The 20,214-nt window shown below is 59.2% G+C and carries 17 protein-coding genes and 3 tRNA genes; 17 read left to right on the top strand and 3 right to left on the bottom strand.

The features are described 5' to 3' along the window. Positions 1 to 2,325, top strand: a 2,325-nt coding sequence (locus tag GX181_05650; protein ID NLM71425.1) for an AAA family ATPase, incomplete at its 5' end; no start/stop codon positions are given. Between the two features lie 13 nt (positions 2,326 to 2,338). Then, positions 2,339 to 3,028, top strand: coding sequence for an endonuclease III (locus GX181_05655; GenBank protein ID NLM71426.1), 690 nt, complete (start codon positions 2,339 to 2,341; stop codon positions 3,026 to 3,028). A gap of 69 nt (positions 3,029 to 3,097) precedes the next feature. On the opposite strand, the gene GX181_05660 is transcribed toward GX181_05655, so the two are convergent. Together GX181_05660 and GX181_05665 are read right to left on the bottom strand one after the other, a co-directional pair. Then, the gene (locus GX181_05660) at positions 3,098 to 3,388 is read right to left on the bottom strand and encodes a DNA-binding transcriptional regulator (protein ID NLM71427.1); all 291 of its coding nucleotides are present in this window, start codon (positions 3,386 to 3,388) and stop codon (positions 3,098 to 3,100) included. Beyond that, a complete protein-coding gene (locus GX181_05665) occupies positions 3,381 to 4,364 on the bottom strand; it encodes an aminotransferase class I/II-fold pyridoxal phosphate-dependent enzyme (protein ID NLM71428.1) in 984 nt (327 codons plus the stop codon). The genes GX181_05660 and GX181_05665 overlap by 8 nt, the downstream gene beginning before the upstream one ends. Before the next feature lie 229 nt (positions 4,365 to 4,593). On the opposite strand from GX181_05665, the gene GX181_05670 reads away from it, so the two are divergent. The 10 genes from GX181_05670 (at position 4,594) to rlmB (ending at position 15,918) form a co-directional block, all read left to right on the top strand. Then, positions 4,594 to 5,808: an HD domain-containing protein gene (locus GX181_05670; GenBank protein NLM71429.1), complete on the top strand. Its 1,215-nt coding sequence runs from the start codon at positions 4,594 to 4,596 to the stop codon at positions 5,806 to 5,808. Positions 5,809 to 5,888: 80 nt separating this feature from the next. Continuing rightward, a tRNA-Leu gene (locus tag GX181_05675) sits at positions 5,889 to 5,975 on the top strand. 14 nt (positions 5,976 to 5,989) lie between these two features. Further along, positions 5,990 to 6,066 (top strand) — tRNA-Met (locus tag GX181_05680). Positions 6,067 to 6,070: 4 nt separating this feature from the next. Beyond that, positions 6,071 to 6,147, top strand: a tRNA-Met gene (locus GX181_05685). Between the two features lie 56 nt (positions 6,148 to 6,203). Next, positions 6,204 to 7,577: a tRNA lysidine(34) synthetase TilS gene (tilS, locus tag GX181_05690; protein NLM71430.1), complete on the top strand. Its 1,374-nt coding sequence runs from the start codon at positions 6,204 to 6,206 to the stop codon at positions 7,575 to 7,577. Positions 7,578 to 7,602: 25 nt separating this feature from the next. Then, positions 7,603 to 8,136, top strand: a complete 534-nt coding sequence (gene hpt, locus GX181_05695) for a hypoxanthine phosphoribosyltransferase (protein NLM71431.1) — start codon at positions 7,603 to 7,605, stop codon at positions 8,134 to 8,136. A 40-nt stretch (positions 8,137 to 8,176) separates the two neighbouring features. Continuing rightward, positions 8,177 to 10,180: an ATP-dependent metallopeptidase FtsH/Yme1/Tma family protein gene (locus GX181_05700; GenBank protein NLM71432.1), complete on the top strand. Its 2,004-nt coding sequence runs from the start codon at positions 8,177 to 8,179 to the stop codon at positions 10,178 to 10,180. 93 nt (positions 10,181 to 10,273) lie between these two features. After that, entirely contained in the window at positions 10,274 to 12,310 is a 2,037-nt protein-coding gene (gene uvrB / locus GX181_05705) for an excinuclease ABC subunit UvrB (GenBank protein NLM71433.1), read from the top strand. Beyond that, positions 12,249 to 15,152: an excinuclease ABC subunit UvrA gene (uvrA, locus tag GX181_05710; GenBank protein ID NLM71434.1), complete on the top strand. Its 2,904-nt coding sequence runs from the start codon at positions 12,249 to 12,251 to the stop codon at positions 15,150 to 15,152. The genes uvrB and uvrA overlap by 62 nt, the downstream gene beginning before the upstream one ends. Further along, on the top strand, positions 15,067 to 15,918 hold the full coding sequence (gene rlmB, locus GX181_05715) for a 23S rRNA (guanosine(2251)-2'-O)-methyltransferase RlmB (GenBank protein ID NLM71435.1): 852 nt from the start codon (positions 15,067 to 15,069) through the stop codon (positions 15,916 to 15,918). Before uvrA ends, rlmB begins: the two co-directional genes overlap by 86 nt. Positions 15,919 to 15,986: 68 nt before the next feature. On the opposite strand, the gene GX181_05720 is transcribed toward rlmB, so the two are convergent. After that, complete coding sequence (locus tag GX181_05720; GenBank protein NLM71436.1) at positions 15,987 to 16,967, bottom strand: ornithine cyclodeaminase family protein; 981 nt, start codon at positions 16,965 to 16,967, stop codon at positions 15,987 to 15,989. A gap of 339 nt (positions 16,968 to 17,306) precedes the next feature. Between GX181_05720 and GX181_05725 the strand changes: the two genes are divergently transcribed. From GX181_05725 to GX181_05745, 5 genes are all read left to right on the top strand, one after another. Further along, positions 17,307 to 17,765, top strand: a complete 459-nt coding sequence (locus GX181_05725) for a (2Fe-2S)-binding protein (protein NLM71437.1) — start codon at positions 17,307 to 17,309, stop codon at positions 17,763 to 17,765. Next, the gene (locus GX181_05730; protein ID NLM71438.1) at positions 17,762 to 18,871 is read left to right on the top strand and encodes an FAD-dependent oxidoreductase; all 1,110 of its coding nucleotides are present in this window, start codon (positions 17,762 to 17,764) and stop codon (positions 18,869 to 18,871) included. The genes GX181_05725 and GX181_05730 overlap by 4 nt, the downstream gene beginning before the upstream one ends. Further along, entirely contained in the window at positions 18,864 to 19,376 is a 513-nt protein-coding gene (locus tag GX181_05735) for a 4Fe-4S binding protein (protein ID NLM71439.1), read from the top strand. The genes GX181_05730 and GX181_05735 overlap by 8 nt, the downstream gene beginning before the upstream one ends. Then, the gene (locus tag GX181_05740; GenBank protein ID NLM71440.1) at positions 19,376 to 19,666 is read left to right on the top strand and encodes a (2Fe-2S)-binding protein; all 291 of its coding nucleotides are present in this window, start codon (positions 19,376 to 19,378) and stop codon (positions 19,664 to 19,666) included. Before GX181_05735 ends, GX181_05740 begins: the two co-directional genes overlap by 1 nt. Continuing rightward, on the top strand, positions 19,666 to 20,214 hold a 549-nt coding region (locus tag GX181_05745; protein ID NLM71441.1), incomplete at its 3' end, for an FAD-binding oxidoreductase. The genes GX181_05740 and GX181_05745, both read left to right, overlap by 1 nt.

A 20,214-nucleotide genomic window follows, 5' to 3' on the forward strand; every position in this document is an offset into this window, starting at 1 on the left:
GAGTTCCTTGGCCAGGTAAGAGCCGTGTCCGCCATAACCTTCGGCCTTGAAGTCGAGAGCAAGGGGTACAACATAGTCGTGCTTGGCAACCCGGGCAGCGGCAGGACCACCTACGCCCTCGAGCGACTTCACGCCGCCGCCAAGGAGAGGTCGGCGCCCGACGACTGGGTCTATGTCTACAACTTCGACGACCCGGGGCAGCCCCTGGCGATAAACCTGCCGGCCGGCAAGGGAAAGACCATAGGCACTGCGTTCGAGGACCTGATCGAAGAGCTTAAGACCGCGATAAGCAAGGCGTTCGAGAAGAGCCAGTACGAGGACGCGAAGGCCCAGCTCGTCAAGGAGTTCCAGGAAGAGGTAAACGAGCTCATGGAGGGGGTCAAGGCCTGGGCCGCCGAGATCGGCTTTTCGTTGAAGCGGACCCCGCAGGGCTTCGTCAACATCCCCCTGACCGAGGAGGAATCCGAGGAGGGTGAGAAGGTCAAGCGAGAGATACAGCAGGAGGAGTTCGAGTCTCTGCCGGACGATGAACAGAAGCGCCTGCAGAAGCTGTCCGAGGAGGTCTCTCTCAAGACGCTGGAGACTCTGCGCAAGATCCGCGACCTGGAGAAGGGCCTGAAGGAGCGGATAATGAAGCTGGAGGCGGAGATATGCCGAAACGCCATCATGCCGTACCTGTCGGACATAAAGGAGAAGTTCGGCGCCAACGGCGAGGGCGACGGGGAGAGCGCATCCGGTGGCAACGAGGTGCTTGACTCGTGGATAGACCTTCTGGCCGAGGACATAATAGATAACTTCGGGATGTTTGTCGCCGCCGTCAAGGACGAGAACGCGGACATAGACTTCACGAGATACACCGTGAACGTCTTCGTCTGCAACGATCCGGACGATGGCGCACCCGTCGTGTGGGAGACGAACCCGACATACTACAACCTGGCCGGCAAGGTGGAGTACGAGAGCCGCCAGGGGTATCTCTACACGGACTTCAGGAAGATCGTCTCAGGCGCATTTCACAGGGCCAACGGCGGTTTCCTCGTCCTGGACGCGGAGAAGGTGCTGCTCAACTTCATGTCGTGGGAGGCCCTGAAACGGATACTTCGGACGGGAGAGGCCACGATAGAGAATTTGGGCGAGCAGTACGGCGCGGTGCCTGTCTCGTCTCTGCGCCCCCAGCCCATACCCATAAACCTAAAGGTCGTCATGGTCGGCACCCCCTTCCTTCACGCTCTCCTGCAGTTTTACGACCCGGAGTTCCTGAAGATGTTCAAGGTGAAGGCCGATTTCGACACCGACATGGAGAGGACCCCCGAGACTGAGAGGCAGATGGCGCAGTTCATAGCCTCGTGCCTCAAGAAAGAGGAGGGGATTCCCTTCGATGCCACCGCCGTGGCCGAGGTGATAGACTGCTCGGCCAGGCTCGCCGAGGATCAGCACAGGATGTCCACGGAGTTCAACAAGATCTCCGAGATAATCGTCGAGTCGACCGCGTGGGCAAAGGCCGACAAGGCCGATATCGTGAGCCGCGAGCATGTGAAAAAGGCCATCAAGGAGAAGAGATTCAGGTCCGACTTGATCCAGGAGAGGATAGCGAGATCCTTCAAGGACGGCCTCGTGAGAATAGACACATCGGGCGAGATAGTGGGGCAGATAAACGGCCTGTCTGTCATCGACCTCATGGACTACCGCTTCGGGCATCCCTCCAGGATCACCGCCAACGTATTCATGGGGCGGGAGGGGGTCGTAAACATCGAAAGAGAGGTGAAGATGACCGGTCCCATCCACAACAAGGGGCTCCTCATCCTCAGCAGCTACATGGGGAGGAAGTACGCTCAGAACGAGCCTCTCTCCCTCACGGCCAGGATCACGTTCGAGCAGATGTACGGAGGAATAGAGGGGGACAGTGTGTCGTCGACGGAGCTCTACTGCCTTCTGTCCGCTCTGTCCGGGGTCCCGTTGAAGCAGGGGATAGCAGTCACCGGGTCGGTGGACCAGTTCGGAAACGTGCAGCCCATCGGCGGGGTCAACGAGAAGATAGAGGGATTCTTCGAGTACTGTCAGCATGCCGGGCTCACCGGGGAGCAGGGGGTCCTGATCCCACAGCAGAACGTCCGTCACCTCATGCTGGATGATCCCGTCGTCGAGGCGGTCGCCGACGGGAAATTCTTCGTGCTGCCAGTATCCACGATCGACGAGGGCATCGAGGCGCTGACTGGAATGTCGGCGGCGTCCATCCATCGCAAAGTCGCGGCCAAGCTGAAGAAGTGGGCCAAGAAGGCGGAAAAGCATAAGAAAGAGGGGAAGTCCGGCGGCGATGAAGAGGAATAGCGTAAACGAGGCGATGCGGGCCAGGCCGCCGCAAATCGACAGGGTATTCGACATATTGGAGGAGCTGTGGGGCAACGAGAGTGAACCTCCCGCGCTGGGGCACGACGAGCCGATGGACGGGCTGATGTTAACCCTCCTCTCTCAGAACACGAACGACAAGAACAGGGACAGGGGCTTCGCCGCCTTGAAGGAGAAGTACCCCTCGTGGGACATGGTGGCATCGGCGGACGCAAAGGACGTGGAGGATGCCATCCGACCCGCGGGACTGGCCAGGACCAAGTCCGAGAGGATGATGCTCATACTGAAGGTCGCCGAGGAGGTCTTCGGCGAGCATTCGCTCTCCTCGTTGAGGACGAAGGAGGATGACTACATCAGGGAGTTCCTGGTATCCCTTCCCGGGATAGGCGCCAAGACAGCGGCGTGCGTCATGCTTTTCGACTTGGGGAGACCGGCGTTTCCGGTGGACACGCACATCGCGAGGTTCAGCAGGAGGATGAGCTGGGCGAAGGAGTCGACCCCCCCGGAGAAGATTCAGCAGCTGCTCGAATCGTGGCTCCCCCCCGAACGTTTTCTGGGTGGACACATAAACATAATAGAGCACGGCAGGGGCCTCTGTCGCGCGCGCAAACCTGACTGCGGGGGATGTCCGATCAATCGGGAGAGACTCTGTCCCTTCGCCCAAGACGACCCCGAGCCACTGTAAGGGAACCCTTGAAAGCATGTGCGGACGACCCCTGTTCGGCGACACGGGGGTCGTCCGTTTCTGCGCCCGCTATTCGTCCTTGAGGCGCTCGATCACTATCTTGTAGCCGTCCGCGCCGTACTCCAGGAACTTCTTCACCCTGCTGATCGTCGCGGTGCTCGCCCCGGTCTGCTGGGCGATCTGGGGGTACGTGTACGCCTCGCTCAGCAGCCTCGCCACCTCCAGGCGCTGGGAGAGAGCCCTGATCTCCCCGATCGTCGCGACGTCCTCGAGGAAGGAGTACGCCTCCTCCACCGTATCAAGGGACAGGAACGCACGACACAGCTGATCAGTCAGTTTGTCCTTCCATTTCTCAGTCATGACAGCCAACCTCCTTCTGTATTCGTAATAACGCTTGCGATACGAAGTCCATCTCTTGCCCGTTACCGACGCTCACCCGGACAAGGCACCGGGATTCGGCCTCGTGGAGAGGGTGAAAGATTCGCTTGAGCGAGATGCCTTCGAGAAATGACGCCATCCTGTCCCATGCCACGGGGGCTCGTATTAGAACGAAGTTCCCGTCGCTTAGGAACGCCCTCCAGCCGTCAAGGGAATTGACCTCTTGGATGAAATTGTCGCGAAGCCGGGTGATCCCCCGAACCCCTTCAAACAGCAAGGATCGGTGTTCAAGTGCGATCTCCGCCGCCGCCGCGGTCAGGGAGTTCACATTGAACGGGGCGCGGACGTCGGAGAGCTCAGACGCGGTTCTCTCTCCGCACACTGCGTAGCCAAACCTGAGCCCCGCAAGTCCCCACGCCTTCGACATAGTTTTGAGGACCGCAACGTTCTTGGGCAGATCCTCGCCTTTCATGGAGTCCAGCCAAGTGCTTCGGGCGAACTCCCCGTAGGCCTCGTCGACGAGGATAGTCGGTTCAGCCAGTGAGACCACTTTGCCGATAAAAGAAGCAGGGTGCGTAAGGCCGGTGGGGTTGTTGGGAGTGTCCAACAGCACCAGGGAGGGACTCGTCTCAGACGCGGCCCTGATGAACGAGTCGTAGTCGAAGACCGGCTCATCTCCGTCCAGATCGGCGGGGATGAGCTGCAGGTCGGCCTTGAACAGTCCTGCGAGACGGTGATACTCGGAAAAAGTCGGGGAGAAGGCCAGGACCACGTCCCTCGGCCCAACGTACTTCGTGAAGATCATCCAGAGCAGCTCGTCCCCCCCGTTGCCGAGGACTATCCGCTCCGCCGGAAACCCGCAGTAGGAGGACAGTTTCTCTCTCAGTTCGCCGTGGTCCGGATCGGGATACCTGTTGAAGGGAATATCTCTTGCCGTCTCGAGGAATAACTTTTTCACGCTTTCCGGAAGGTCGTACGGCTTTTCGTTCTTATCGAGAGGACAGAGCATATATACAACCACCCTTCTATGCGAGTGCGCACAAAACATTATTATGATATGCTACGATTGCTGTTATCAGTATGTTTCGCAGTCTAGCACTCTGCAACGTTAATGTCAATTATTTATCGGCCGTACAGTTGTATTCAACAAAGTGATCCGACGACGGCCGGGGCGGGAGGTAGACTGAATGAGCTCAGCGGTGTTCATAGAGACAGAGAGGCTTTTTGAAGAAGAGGGAGTGTTGGCCGGGGAGATACTATCCTCCTCGGGGACTCTTTTGTTTCCCGCCGGGCTTGACCTGGAGTCCCTTCGCGCGGCCCATCCCGACGCCATTGAACAATTGAAGAGGCACGGCATCGAAAAGGTGCTCGTGAAAAAGCATGAACCCATAACGGAGGAGGAGTTCCGCAGGCTCATCTCGAATCTCTCTCCCCCCGTAGTCCGAATGAATCCCCTGCTGGCGAGGGTCCTGGCCCACCAGATGAGCGTCATCTACACCAACGCGAGCAACAGGGAGGTCAGGGAGAGAGGTATCAGGTCGCTCTACTCGATTGGCGAGCATCTCTCCTCCGAGGTCCGCCGGATCCCGCAGATAACCCTCTCCCTCGGAGAGGATGCCGAGCGCAAGTTCGAAGAGGTCCTGCACGGGGTGAATGTCGCGGTGCTGGCCGGGTTCATAGCAAAAAAACTCTTCCCGTCCTGGCCTGAGCTGGCCAAATCCGTGACGATCGGGGCGCTGTTTCACGATATAGGAAAGGCCTTCATCTCCCCGGCAGGAGGGGGGCTCGATAGGGCGGACGGGGCCTATCGCGCTCATCCTCTTCTTGGAGAGGCCCTGTTAAGGGACTCGGGGATAAAGAATCATGATATCCTTTCTTTCGTGAGGTCTCATCACGAGTCCTGGGACGGCGGCGGATTCCCGGACGGCCTCTCCGGAGAGAGCATCCCGGTGGGAGCGAGAATAGTAGCCGTGGCCAACGCCTTCATCAACCTGATGGTCTCCGGAGAGGAGGGCGGGAGAAGGTCGGATCGCGCCATCTCCTCCGTCATAGCGACGACCCTGGGGAGGTTCGACAGGTACATTGTGAGGACGCTGCTCGCAGCGGTCGGGCTGTATCCGGCGGGATCGGTGGTGGAGCTTAGCGACGGCAGGAGCGGAGTCGTTCTCGAGACACGGGAGAGAGACCTGATCCGCCCGAAGATCCTTCTTATGAGCGGACTTGCGAGAAACAGGGAGAGGGAGCCGGCGATCGTGGACCTGCGAAAGGATGCCGCGTTGAGCATTATCCGAGCGACAGGTGACTACGGCGCCATGCCTCTTCCACCCCTCGCGGCGGGAGAGGAGAGGGCGAGCATGCTTTTCAGGAAACACCGCCCGCCGACGGTCCTCAACCCCAGATAATTTTGTAGTCAAATGTCCGAAAAAGGCGATGCATATTGACACTCGTGGATCTTTGTTGTATCATCCCTCCTGTCGTATGCGGGAGTGTGGCGGAATCGGTAGACGCAGCGGACTTAAAATCCTCCGGGCAATGGCCCTTACGGGTTCGAGTCCCGTCACTCCCACCAACAGGGATGGTTACCGCGGGGTGGAGCAGTCAGGAAGCTCGTCGGGCTCATAACCCGAAGGTCGCAGGTTCAAATCCTGCCCCCGCAACCAATTCGGCGGTGTAGCTCAGATGGCTAGAGCATGCGGTTCATACCCGCAGTGTCGCTGGTTCGATTCCAGTCACCGCCACCACAAAGAAGAACGAAAGGCGGAGACTTCATCTCCGCCTTTTTTATTGGGGAGGCCACATGGTTCTACAGAGAACGGGCAAGGGGCATAGGGCCGTTCCTTACTCTCATTCCGCGGAGCGTCTGAAAAAAGTATTTCGGGAGATCGGCGTGGAACAGGGATGGTGGAAGTCGGAACTTCCCATCGTACTGGCCGTATCCGGTGGAGTGGACTCCATGGCGCTCTTCTGGTTCTTCCACACTCTGTGGAAGGGGCGGATCGCGATCGCGCACCTGAACCACGGCATCAGGGGCGAAAGCGCGGACAAAGACCAGGCCTTCGTGGGCGAGATCGCAAAGCTTCACGACGCGCCTCTTATAACGGAAAGCCTGCCTGTCCCGTCCTTGCTTCGTCGTGGAGAGTCCCTCGAGGACGGCGCTCGCCGCATCCGCTACGAGTTTCTCAAGAGGGCCATGACCTCCGCCGGGGCATGTGGAGTCGCGCTCGCTCACACGTCGGACGACTCCGTGGAATCTTTCCTGATGAACCTCTTCCGTGGAACCGGCCCCCGGGGACTTGCCGGCATACCCGAACGAAGAGGCCCCTTCTTTCGTCCTCTTCTCTCCTTCCAGAAGTCATTCCTCAGAGAGCTGCTTCAGTATCACTGCCTCCCCTGGAGGGAGGACCTTACGAATCTCGACGACCAGCACACCAGGAACCGCGTTCGCAACAGGCTGATACCCATGTTAGAGAGGGAATTCAACCCGCGCGTGAAAGAGGCGATACTTGGAACGGCGCAGGATATGAAGTCTCTGCGACGGGAGGAGGAAAGGCTCCAGTCGGTCCTGCTTCCCCTGCTGCGGAGGGAGATCCCCTTTGCCGCCTACGCCTGTTCGCTCTCTTCCCTTCGCTCTCTCGAAGAAAGAGAGCTGCGCGCCTTCTTCAGGGGCGTCGGCATGGGCCTCGGGCTGAGGGTCCTGTCGCGCGAGAGGACGGAGAACCTGTGCCTGCTGACCCGTCGTTCCGCCTCATGGTGTTTTCAATGGCAGGGAGATATTTCCCTTTTCTGTAGTTCTGACCTTGTTGTGTGGATCAGTCCTGATATACTATCTTTGAACAGTGGAACCGAACCGACGACTTTGCGTCTTGAAGGCGAAACGGGCGGATTTTCTTTCGGAAAGTGGCGATTCAATTGGGCAAGGGAACAAGCGCCGAATTGCGTCAACGGCGTCATGGGAGCGATATTCCCGCCTATTGACGAGGTTGAGGTTCTGCCTCTCTCTCGCCTCGACGAGAAGCCGGGGGACGGATCCGTTCCGGAATGGGCCCGTCCTCTTTTCACTGTGTTGCGCTCGGGTGATTCCGTTTGGATCCCTTTCTGGGGCGGCGGAAACGCAAACGAGGACTCCCGCGGGGGTGTTCGCTTCTCCGCGGTTGCCTCGGCTGTTTCATGATGGTCTGAGTGGACGGTTGAAAAGGATGGATTACAAACTCACCGGTCTATTGCTGTCGGAAGATGCTCTCTCGGAAAGGGTCCGGGAGATCGGCGCCCGGATAGGCAGGGACTACGCCGGCAAGGAGCTTGTCGTGATCGGCATTCTGAAGGGCGCCGTGGTCTTCCTGTCCGATCTTATCCGCGCCATCCCGGACACCGTCGATATCTCGCTTGACTTCATGGCGGTCTCGTCCTACGGCGATTCGACAAGAACCCGTGGCATAGTAAAGATAGTCAAGGACCTCGATGGCAGCATCGAGGACAAGGATGTCCTGATAGTGGAGGATATCGTCGATACAGGGCTCACTCTTTCATACCTGATTAAGCTGATGAAGGAGCGTCGCCCGAGAAGCGTGCGCGTCTGCGCTCTTCTCGACAAGGAGGAGCGGCGGGAGGTCAGGGTGGACGTCGATTATAGAGGCTTTTCCATCCCGGACGAGTTCGTGGTGGGTTATGGTCTTGACTATGGTGGAAAATGGCGCCATCTGCCTGCAATTCATATAGTCACCCGGGAATGATCCAACATACTTTCATTTTCAGTCAGGGGGCGGCGATAATTTGGGCCGATTAGTAAAAAACTTGGGTTTGTACCTCATAATGATAGTGCTGGTAGTCAGCATCGTAAACGTGTTTTTATCCCCGACCCAGGGACCGCAGCAGGTCCAGGAGATAGGATACAGCACATTTCTATCCGAGGTTGCGGCCGGCAAGGTCTCAAGCGTCTTGGTGCGCGAGAACTCGATCGCCGGCAAGTTCTCCGACGGAAAGGAGTTCGTCTCGTACGTCGTCGGAGTAGGCGACCTCGCCAAGGAGTTGGCCGGGAAGGGCGTGGCAGTGGAGGTCGAACCGCCTCAACGGACGCCCTGGTGGGCCAACATGCTCTCGTCGCTCTTTCCGACCCTGCTTCTCATAGGGGTATGGGTTTTCTTCCTCTACAACATGCAGGGGGGCGGGGGCAAGGTCATGAACTTCGCCAAGAGCAAGGCGAAACTCTTCCTGGACAACAGGCCGAAGGTGACCTTCGATGACGTGGCGGGCTGCGACGAGTCCAAGGAGGAGCTCTCCGAGGTCGTCTACTACCTTCGCGACCCGTCAAGGTTCACCGCCCTAGGTGCAAAGGTCCCGAGGGGCGTGCTGCTGCTCGGGCCCCCGGGCACGGGCAAGACTCTGCTCGCGCGCGCCTGCGCGGGGGAGGCCGACGTGCCGTTCTTCAGCGTCAGCGGCTCGGACTTCGTGGAGATGTTCGTAGGAGTGGGGGCCGCTAGGGTGCGGGACCTGTTCGAGCAGGCCAGGAAGTACCAGCCCTGCATAATCTTTATAGACGAGATGGACGCCGTCGGCCGCCACAGGGGCGCCGGGCTGGGCGGAGGACACGACGAGCGGGAGCAGACTCTCAACCAGCTGCTGGTGGAGCTCGACGGGTTCGACGAGTCCACCGGAATAATTCTGCTGGCCGCCACGAACAGGCCGGACATCCTAGACCCGGCGCTGCTGCGCCCCGGTCGCTTCGACAGGCATATAGTAGTGGACAGGCCCGACGTCAAGGGGCGGGAGGCAATACTGGAGGTCCACGCCCGCGAGAAGAAGCTTGCCGAAGACGTCGACCTTGCCGTATTGGCACGACGTACCCCTGGCTTCGTTGGGGCCGACCTTGCCAACCTGGTCAACGAGGCGGCCCTGCTCGCGGCCCGCGGAGGCGGGAAGGAGGTCGCCATGAAGGACTTCGAGGAGGGGATAGACAGGGTGATAGCCGGCCCTGAGAGAAAGAGCCGTCTTGTAAGCGATAAGGAGAAGCTTATCATCGCTTATCACGAGACAGGGCACGCCCTCGTCGCGAAGCGCATACCCTCGTGCGACCCGGTTCACAAGATATCCATCATCCCAAGAGGGCACATGGCCCTGGGCTACACACTCCAGCTGCCCGAGGAGGACAGGTTCCTGATGTCCAAAAACGAACTGCTCGACAAGATCTGCGTGCTGTTCGGAGGTCGCGTGGCGGAAGAGCTGAAGTTCGGCGATGTAACCACCGGTGCCGGCAACGACCTGGAGAGGGCCACCCAGATAGCGCGTCAGATGGTCACAGAGTTCGGAATGAGCGAGAAACTTGGCCTTGTAAAACTAGGGCGCAAGCACAGCGAAGTCTTCCTCGGCAGGGATATCGGAGAGGACAGAAACTATAGCGACGCCATAGCCTACGCCATCGACCAGGAGGTCAAGGCGATAATAGACAGCTGCTATGAGAAGGTGCGCAGCATACTGATAGAGAACTCCGAGGAGATGGACATGATCGCCGAGGCCCTGCTGGAAAGGGAGATCCTCGAGGGCAAGGAGCTCGATGAGCTGCTCGGAAACAGCGATTCCGACGGGGAAGATGACTCCGTCGAAGAGAAAGACGAGAGAGAAGAGGGCAGCTTGAGCGAGGGCGACGAGGAAGAGAGAGATGACGAGAGCTCGGGTGAGGGCCACGAAGAAAAGAAAGATGACGATAGCTACAGCGACGGCGAAGAGCCGTCGGCACAGGAGCCACAGGAGCCTGCTGAACAGGAAGAAGAGGCCGAATAGAGCCAGTTGGCTGATTGCGAGTCCAGGAGGATCCGGGAGAGGCTCTCTTCCCCGGATTCTTCCTGTCTTTTCGAGGTGTTTTGATTGGCAGCTATGGAGAGGAAATTTGAACTCAAGTCCGACTGGGGCCCCTCGGGGGACCAGCCCCAGGCGATAGAAGCGCTTATAGACGGAGTGAATGAAGGGCTGAGATACCAGACCCTTATGGGCGTCACCGGGAGCGGTAAGACCTTCACGGTAGCCAACGTCATCCAGTCCGTGCAGCGCCCGGTGCTGGTGCTCGCACACAACAAGACATTGGCCGCACAGCTTTACAGCGAGTTCAAGGCGTTCTTCCCGAGGAACGCCGTGCACTACTTCGTCAGCTACTACGACTACTACCAGCCGGAGGCATACGTCCCGGCTACGGACACCTACATAGAGAAGGACGCGTCCGTGAACGAGAGGATCGAGAGATTGCGGCTGGCCGCGACGAAGGCCCTCATCGAGAGGCGCGACGTGATTGTCGTGGCGAGCGTGTCATGCATCTACGGCCTGGGGTTGAAGGAGGCGTACGAGAGCGTCATCTTTCCCTTCTCGGTGGGGGAGAGCTGGGACCGCAGGGACTTTCTCGAAAAACTCCTGGAAAACTACTACGACAGGAACGACATGGTGCTGGAGCCCGGAAAATTCAGGGCCAGGGGTGACATAGTGGAGGTCTTTCCCGCTTACGAGGAGAGCGCTCTCAGGATCTCCTTCTTCGACTCGGAGATAGAGCGCATCGACGAGTTCGACCCGGTATCGGGCAGGACGATAGAGAGTTTGGATCGGGCCTCTGTCTTCCCGGCGCAGCACTACGTCACGGACAGGGATGCGATCTCGAAGTCCGCGGGTCCCATACAGGAGGAGATGGAGGAGCAGGTCGCGTGGTTCGAGAGCCAGGGCAGGCTGCTTGAGGCGCAGCGCCTGCGAATGAGGACCATGTACGACCTCGAGATGCTGCGCGAGGTCGGGTACTGCTCGGGAATCGAGAACTACTCCCGCTACCTGGACGGCAGAAGCCCTGGCGAGCCTCCCGGCACGATGATAGACTTCTTCCCCGAGGACTTCCTGCTTATTGTAGACGAGTCTCACATCACCCTGCCGCAGGTCCGGGGGATGTACAACGGCGACAGGTCGAGAAAGCTTGTCCTAGTCGAGAACGGGTTCCGCCTGCCATCCTGCCTGGACAACCGGCCGCTTGAGTGGACGGAGTTCGAGGGTCACATCCACCAGGCGATATGTGTCACCGCGACCCCAGGCGACTACGAGATGTCTGTGTCGGGCAAGGTCGTAGAGCAGGTGATCCGACCGACCGGAGTGGTCGACCCGGAGGTGGAGGTAAGGCCCGCGCGGAACCAGGTGGACGACCTCATCTCAAGGCTGAGGGAGATAGAGAAGAGCGGCGGCCGAGCGATTGTCACCACCCTCACCAAGAAGTCCTCCGAGGACCTGGCGGAATACCTCGCGGAGCTTCGGATGAAGGCCCGCTACATCCACTCGGAGCTTAACGCCTTCGAGAGGGCGGAACTGATAAGAGACCTGAGAAGCGGAGAGATCTCTACCCTGGTCGGGATAAATTTGCTCAGGGAGGGGATGGACCTCCCCGAGGTCGAGCTGGTCGCCATCCTGGACGCGGACAGGGAAGGCTTTCTGCGGTCATACAGGTCCCTGATCCAGATGATGGGGCGCGCTGCGAGGAACACCTGCGGCAAGGTAGTGCTATACGCCGACGAGGTCACTGAAAGCATAAAAAAGACCGTCGACGAGACGGTGCGCAGGCGAGACCTGCAGACCAGGTACAACGAGGAGCACGGCATAACGCCCGCCACTATCCGCAAGGAGATAGTAAGCCTTCTCCCCGAGGAGCTTATGGACGGATCGTTGCATACCCCTTCCAAAAAGGACGGAGTCGGGGCCGAGACGTTGAGAGAGCTCTCCTTCCAGGAGATGGAACAGCTGATGTGGAAGGCGGTCGAGAGGCTCGATTTTGAGAAGGCGGCCCAAATAAGGGACGCCCTCGCGTCGTTCGAAGGGAAGGAATTTAAACGTGTTGCAGTGGATACGAATAAAAGGAGCAAGAGAGCACAATTTAAAAGACATAGACGTTGACATACCCAGGGGAAAGCTGGTGGTCGTCACCGGGCCGTCCGGCTCCGGCAAGTCGTCGCTGGCCTTCGACACACTTTACGCCGAGGGGCAGAGGAGGTACGTAGAGTCCCTGTCCGCATATGCGAGGCAGTTCCTCGGGGTTCAGAAGAAACCCGATGTAGACGACATCTCGGGCCTTTCCCCCGCCATCTCGATAGAGCAGAGGGGCACGTCGCACAACCCCAGGTCGATAGTCGGCACGGTGACGGAGGTCTACGACTACCTGAGGCTGCTATACGGCCGCGTGGGAACGCCATACTGCCCTTCCTGCGGCAAACCGGTCTACCGCCACACGCTCGACGAGATAGTAGAGCTGGTTTTCCGGGAGTTCCCCGACAGGAGACTGGAGATCCTCGCCCCCTTGGTGAGGGGTAAAAAAGGAGAGTTCCGCAACCTCTTCGCCCAGACCAGGGAGAAGGGGTTCATGCGTGTCAGGGTGGACGGGGCGGTGCTGTGGCTCGAGGAGGAGATCCAGCTCGACAAGAACAAGAGGCACTCAATCGAGGTGGTGGTGGATCGCCTGCGAATACTAGAGGACAGACGGTCGAGGATCTCCGAGGCAGTGGAGACGGCGTTCTCCCTCAGCGGTGGCTACGTGCTCCTGCTGGACGAGGAGGGAGGGGAGAGGGTTCTCACGGAGAAATTCGCCTGTGCCGACTGCGATGTCAGCATGCCGGAGATAGAACCGAGGCTCTTCTCTTTCAACACTCCTTACGGCGCCTGCCCCGATTGCTCCGGGTTGGGAAGCCACCAGTACTTCTCCGAGGAGCTGGCGGTCGACCCGGCCAGGACGATAGAGGACGGTGCGCTGCTGCCGTGGAAGAAGAAGCACTACATGCTTTTGAAGCTGGAGAAGTTCGCCCTTCACAGGGGGTACGGCCTCGACGTTCCCTTTGAAAAACTCCCGGATCACGTCCGCGACTTTATCCTGCACGGCGCCGACGAGCGAATACCTTTGAACTTCAAGGACGGGAACCAGAACAGGACCTACATGGGACGCTACGAGGGACTGCTGCCTTGGCTGGATTCTCGCTACAGGGAGACGGAGTCCGAAGGAGTGCTCGAGGAGCTGGAGTCCTACCGGGTGGACGACCTCTGCCAGGCGTGCGACGGGCTTCGGCTGCGCCCCGAGGCCCTTAATGTAAAGGTCGGCGGTCGCGGAATCGGGGAGCTCGTCTCCATGCCGATAGACTCACTCAGGGGGGCCCTGGGCGGGATGACCTTCTCCTCGTCCGACGAAAAGGTAGTCCACCAGGTGCTAATAGAGGTGAAGAAGAGGCTCGATTTCCTGTCGGACGTCGGCGTGGGATATCTCTCCCTGCTGCGCCGGGCGGACACCCTGAGCGGCGGCGAGAGCCAGAGGATTCGCCTGGCCACCCAGATCGGCTCCAAGCTCAGCGGGGTGCTCTACGTCCTCGACGAGCCGACGATCGGACTCCACTCAAGGGATACGGAAAAGCTGGTGCACACACTCGAATCCATCAGGGATCTCGGCAACAGCGTGGTAGTCGTCGAGCACGACAGGGAGACGATAATGGCCGCGGACTCGATCATAGAGATGGGGCCGGGCGCGGGAGACGGCGGCGGGGAGATAGTCTTCTCCGGAAGCTACGAGGAGGCGCTTAAGTCCAACTGGCTCACCGGTCCATACCTGAGGGGGGAGCGAACCGCGGTTTCATACGGAAAGAGGCGAAAGCCGACCGGCTTCCTGACTGTGAAAGGAGCGTCGCACAACAACCTGAAGGGCATCGATGTATCCTTCCCGACCGGGGTGTTCCTGTCGGTGACGGGGGTCTCCGGGTCGGGGAAGAGCAGCCTTGTGCACGACGTGCTCTACAAGGGACTGAGAAGGCTCCTCGACAGGGACTTCCGAGAGAGGGCGGGGAACCACGCGGGCATAGAGGGGTGGGAGCATTTCAGGAACGTTGTGCTGGTGGACCAGAGCCCCATCGGGCGAACTCCTCGCTCCAACCCGGCCACCTACACCGGGCTGTTCACCCTGATAAGAGAGCTCTTCTCCGAGCTTCCCGAGTCCCGCATCCGCGGTTTCGCGCCCGGAAGGTTTAGTTTCAACGTGAAGGGGGGCCGCTGCGAGGCCTGCCGAGGCGGCGGCGTGACCAGGGTATCCATGCTCTTTCTTCCGGACGTCTACGTACCGTGCGAGGTCTGCGGAGGAAAGAGGTACAACCAGGAGACCCTCTCTGTGAAGTTCAAGGGGAAAACCATAGCCGACGTGCTGGAGATGACGGTGGACGAAGCACTCGCCTTCTTCCGCGATATCCCGAGGATTGCCTCCAAGCTGACGCTGATCGCCGAGGCCGGGCTCGGCTATATTCGCCTGGGGCAATCAGCCCTCACACTGAGCGGGGGCGAGGCCCAGAGGGTGAAGCTGTCGAAGGAGCTGAGCAAGCGCTTCAGCGGGCCGACCCTCTACCTGCTGGACGAGCCCACGACCGGACTCTTTTACACCGACGTGGAGAAACTGCTTGGTATCATCGACAAGATCGTCGACAACGGAAATACTGTCTTGCTCATCGAGCACAACCTTGATGTGCTTCTCTCGTCCGACTATATCGTCGACCTGGGACCCGAGGGCGGGGACTCGGGGGGAAGCCTGGTGGCTGCGGGCACGCCCGAGGATCTTATAAGGGGACGGAAGGGACACACCGCCGAGTTCATCAAAAAGTATGCCAAAGAGATAGAGGGGAGAGAGAAGAATGAAAAGAAAAAGAAGCGGATCCAGCAGAGGAGCGGGGGCAGGAAGGAGCGGGCGACCGGGCTTCCAAGGACCGGCTCGTCCTAGAGAGGGCCGGCCCGAGGCCGAGATCAGCGAGGACATTCACTGGGGAAGGCAGATGGTCGTAAAGCTGCTCAAAGAATCTCCGGACAGGGTGCAGAAGGTCTACTTGGGCAAGAACGTCAGCGACAGGTTTTCGATGCAGATAGGCGAGCTGGCGGGGAAGGGGCGAATAGTCGTCCAGAGAGTGGCCCCGGAGGCCCTGACCGAGATGTGCGGCGGAGCGGAGCACCAGGGGGTGGCGTGCAGAAGCGGCATATCCATGATGGAGCTTGACGACTTGCTCCTGCGCCTGCCGGATGCGACCGGGCCCGTCTTGCTGGTGCTGCTGGACCACATCCAGGACCCTCAAAACCTTGGCTCCATAGCTCGCAGCGCCGAGGGATGCGGGGCGTCCGCTGTGATCTTCCCCAAAAGACGAGCGGCCCTTCCCGGCGCCACCGTGGTCAAGGTAAGCGCCGGGGCGGCGCTGCGCGTGCCCATGGTCGTCGTGAACAATGTGTCCCGGACGGTCTTGGAGCTTCAGCGCAACGGCTTCTGGACGATAGGGCTCGACAACAACTCAGGCCGGTCCATCTGGTCCGAGCCGATGCCCGAGAGGACGGTCCTGGTCGTGGGCTCCGAAGGCGAGGGTCTGTCGAGGCTAGTCAAAGAGACGTGCGACGAGGTCGTAAGGATACCCCTGCACGGTGCCACCGGTTCCCTGAACGCGGGCGTAGCCTGCGGAGTCGCCATGTTCGAATGGGCCAGGAAATGGGGAGAGCACGAGTGATGCGACTCGCCTGATCAATCAGGCCTTGGGCCCACCGAGGCGGATGACCACAGGGTGCTTCAAGAAGGCTAGAAGACGGACTTCACGCCGCCCAGCTCCATGCCCCTGCCCTGTTTCATGCCGCGTAAAAAGATATGCCTGGCCACGTACAGATCGAAAGCCGCAAAACCGACCGATTTGAAGAAAGTGCCGGAGGGCTTCTCCCCCTCAGGAGACTTCAGCAGAGAGCCCAGTGTCCTGACCCTCTCCCTGGCGAGAGCGCCCGAGGACAGGGGATCGATAAGGTCGCCCGTCTCGTCGAGCGCATGAGCCGTGTCTATGAAAACATCGTCGACGGACTTGAAGACCGCATCAGGGTATTCCCTCATATCGGGGCGGTAGGAGCCGATGCCTACCAGCGTCTTTCCCTTGAAAAGAGAGGGAGTATTCTTGAACAGGGGCTGCCGAGTCGTGGTGGCGGTTATGACGACATCGGACCTCCTGAGCAGCGAGGACGCATCCTTCTCGGTGCCGATTTTCGTCTCCGGCAGCGCCTCCTCAAGACGGGCGGCGCAACTCGCGGCCCTTGATTCATCGGCATCGAAGATCGATACCCTTTCAAAAGAGCGGACCGAGCAGGCGAAACAGGCCTGCCAGAAACCCTGCTCGCCCGCGCCCACTATCCCAAGGCTTTTGACCCCCTCCTCGGAGAGAGTGCGGACGGCGAGCCCTCCAACGCCGCCGGTCCTCAGGGCGGTCAGGGTTCGTCCGTCCAGCAGCGCCGTCGGCCTTCCGTCGGAGCCGTCGAACAGCAGAAAAACGCCGTTAATAAAAGGCTTTCTCCTGGCGGGGTTGTCGGGGAATATGGTCAGGACCTTCAGCCCCCAGTCCCTCTTCGTAAGGCAGGGCATAGTCATGAGGGTCTCGCCTCCTAGTTCCGCTGATCCCCTGAGAGGAGCGACCAAGTCCACATCGCCGCTTTCGATGTCGAGCATCGCTCTCTCGACCGAATCGATGACGCCTGAATAGCTGTAAGAGCCGAGCATATCCTCTTCGCTCATAAAGAACATATCAAGATCCCCTCCTCAGAAATGTGAAAGACATAGTCGATACTCGGGTAATTTTACCCGTAATATAAAATAGAGTCAAATATCCGTATTGTAGTGCGCGGTATTTTTATCATTACTATCGATTTTTGTGTTTGTGAAATTTCGATTTTCTTTCTCTCCAGCAATGATCCAGTAGGTATAAAGTAATAACCTTCGAAATTTCTCTTGACAAAAAAGGCTCTCGCAGTGCAAAATTGGATCTTATAAAATGCAGCCCGCTTTTCCGGGAGGAGATATCGGCCCGACAAAAATGAAAAATATTCTTTCCATCTTCTAACACCGCCTCGCGTCGGCTTATCTATGCTGCGGATTGTTTTTCGTCTGACGTGGAAGCGGAATCCGCTCTCTTATTGTGTCACCGATCCGCGAAAGGAGGAAGTTGTATTGGATGAGAAGGTAAACCCTGGAGGGAGAGAAAAGGGCCTTGCTCTGATCGAAGAGCACCCGATTCTCGATTTCCAGCACGGGAAGAAGGTCCGTTTCATCTTCGACGGAGACGAGTTCGAGGGTTTCGAGGGAGAGCCTATCTCCACGGCCCTCCACGCAAACGGGGTCAGGATTTACAGGACGACCGCCGACATGCACAGGCCGAGAGGCTTTTTCTGCGCCATAGGAAAATGCAGCAGCTGCTTCATGGTGGTGAACGGAGTCCCGAACGTCAGGACTTGTATCACTCCCCTGACGGCAGGCATGGTGGTTGAGACCCAGCGTGGCAACGGAGTAGTGCCCGATGTCGACGAAGGGAGCGGCCGCTCATGAAAAAACTCTCCACGGAGATACTCGTAGTCGGAGGCGGAGCGGCAGGACTCAGCGCAGCCGCCGAGGCGGCATCGGCGGGAGCGAAAGTACTCATCGTAGAAAGCGACCTGCGCCCGGGAGGGCAGCTTATCAAACAGACTCATAAATTTTTCGGCAGCAAGGACGAGTATGCCGGAACTCGCGGATTCAAGATAGCAGACATCCTGCTCGACGAGATCGACTCCTTCAAGGACAGAGTTTCAATCCTCCAAAATACGACCGTAAGTGGCTACTACATGGAAGACGATGTCTTCACCGCCATGAGAGGCGAGGAGGAGTACTTCCAGATAGATGCCAAAAAGACCATCGTAGCCACCGGCGCACAGGAGCGCCTCATCCCCTTCCCCAACAACGACATCCCCGGCGTATACGGCGCAGGCGCCGTCCAGACTCTCATGAACGTCTACGGCGTGCTGCCCGGCAAGCGCGTGCTCATGGTCGGAGCGGGCAATATCGGCCTTATAGTCAGTTATCAGTTGATGCAGGCGGGAGTGGAGGTCGCGGCGGTGGTCGAAGCGGCGCCGCGAGTGGGCGGCTACTGGGTGCACGCGGCAAAGATACGCAGAATGGGCGTTCCCATTCTATTGCGTCACTCAATTAAAAGGGCTCTTGGGAAAGAATACATCACGGGCGCGGTGATCACAGGCCTAAACGAGAGATTTGAACCGGTCGGACCCGAACAGGATGTCGAGTGCGACCTGATCTGCATAGCGGTCGGGCTCAGCCCCACCACCGAGCTGCTATCCCAGGCCGGGTGCAAGATGATGTACGTCCCCCAGCTCTGCGGAAACGTCGCTCAGAGGGACCGAAGCATGAGGACCTCCAACCCGAAGTTCTACACGGCGGGCGACGCGGGCGGGATAGAGGAGGCGAGCGCGGCCATGGTGGAAGGACGTATCGCCGGCCTGTCGGCAGCGGCCGCCCTTGGATATCCCACGGAACACGGAAAGCTTGACGAGTACTGGGGACGCCTCCTCTCGCTTCGCAAGGGCGAAGCCGGCGCTCGCATCTGCCAGGGTATCGACTGTGTTCTCGTACAAGGTTGGGAGGGTGCGGCAAATGAGTGATAAGGACTTGGATATGCTTTTCAACAGCGGCGTGCTCACCGGCGAGAGGGAGGGGGCGATTCTGCCCCCGCGCGAGCTGTGGGAGGGTAAAAAGGGAGGGCTTGTCGTGGTCGAGTGCCCCCAGAGAATCCCGTGCAACCCTTGCCACACCAGCTGCCCCACCGGTGCCATAGTGGCCTTCGCCGACATAAACGACACCCCGAAGGTCGACTGGACGAAGTGCACCGGATGCAGCCTGTGCGTGTCCGCATGCCCGGGCCTTGCCTGTTTTGTAATCGACCTCACTTTCTCGGAGGAGAACGCCCTCTACAAGCTCCCCTACGAGATGCTCCCCCTTCCGGTCAAGGGGCAGAAGGTGCATTGCCTTGACCGAGAGGGCAGGTGCGTCGCGGAGGGGGAGGTAGAAAACGTGACCCAGCCGAGGAAGGACAGGACTCACGTGGTGCATGTCTCCGCGCCAAAAACTTTGGTCAACGTTTTCCGTTCGATAAGGGTGGTGGAATAATGAGCGCTTCGCCTGAGAACAACGAGAAGGTCTACGTATGCCGGTGCGAGGAGATAACCATGGACGAGATCCACGAGTGGATCGACCGGGGTTACGACACGGTGGAGGAGCTCAAAAGAGTGCTCCGCGTCGGGATGGGACCGTGCCAGGGTCGCGGCTGTCAGGATATCATAATGAGAGAGATAGCCAAAAAGACGGGCAAGCCGATAACCGAGGTCGAGCCGGCCAGGGTCCGCCCGCCTGTGAAACCAGTGAAGCTAGGGCTCCTCGCCGACGGAGGTGAAAAGTGATGGACTGGAAGTCGAGAGCCGATGTCGCCATAGTCGGCGGTGGCATTATCGGAATAGCGACGGCTTATAACCTGGCCAAGCTCGGCGTAAAGGACGTAGTCGTCGTGGAGAAGGGGACCATCTGCAGCGGCTCTACCGGAAGGTGCGGCGCGGGCATAAGGGCCCAGTGGGGCACCGAGATGAATTGCCGGCTCGGAGTCGCCGCTTTGGACATTTTCGAGCAGCTCGACGACGAGCTGGGGATGTCAATCGGACTGAATCAGGGAGGGTACCTGCTGGTTGCCTACACTGATGAAGAGAAGAAGACACTTCACAACGGCATGACTCTGCAAAACTCGCTCGGGATAGAATCGAAGGAGATCTCCCTGTCCGAGGCTCGCGAGATTTGCCCTGGGCTTGCCGCGGAAGATGCTGTCGGCTTCTTCTTCCACGGGAGGGATGGACACGCAGATCCGTTTCTGACCACCTTCGCCTACCTCGAAGCAGCAAAGCGCCTCGGTGTCGTCTGTCACAGAAACACCGAGTGCACGGGTGTGACGGTGCAGGAC

The organism is Synergistaceae bacterium, assembly GCA_012521675.1.
Taxonomy (GTDB): Bacteria; Synergistota; Synergistia; order Synergistales; family Aminobacteriaceae; genus JAAYLU01.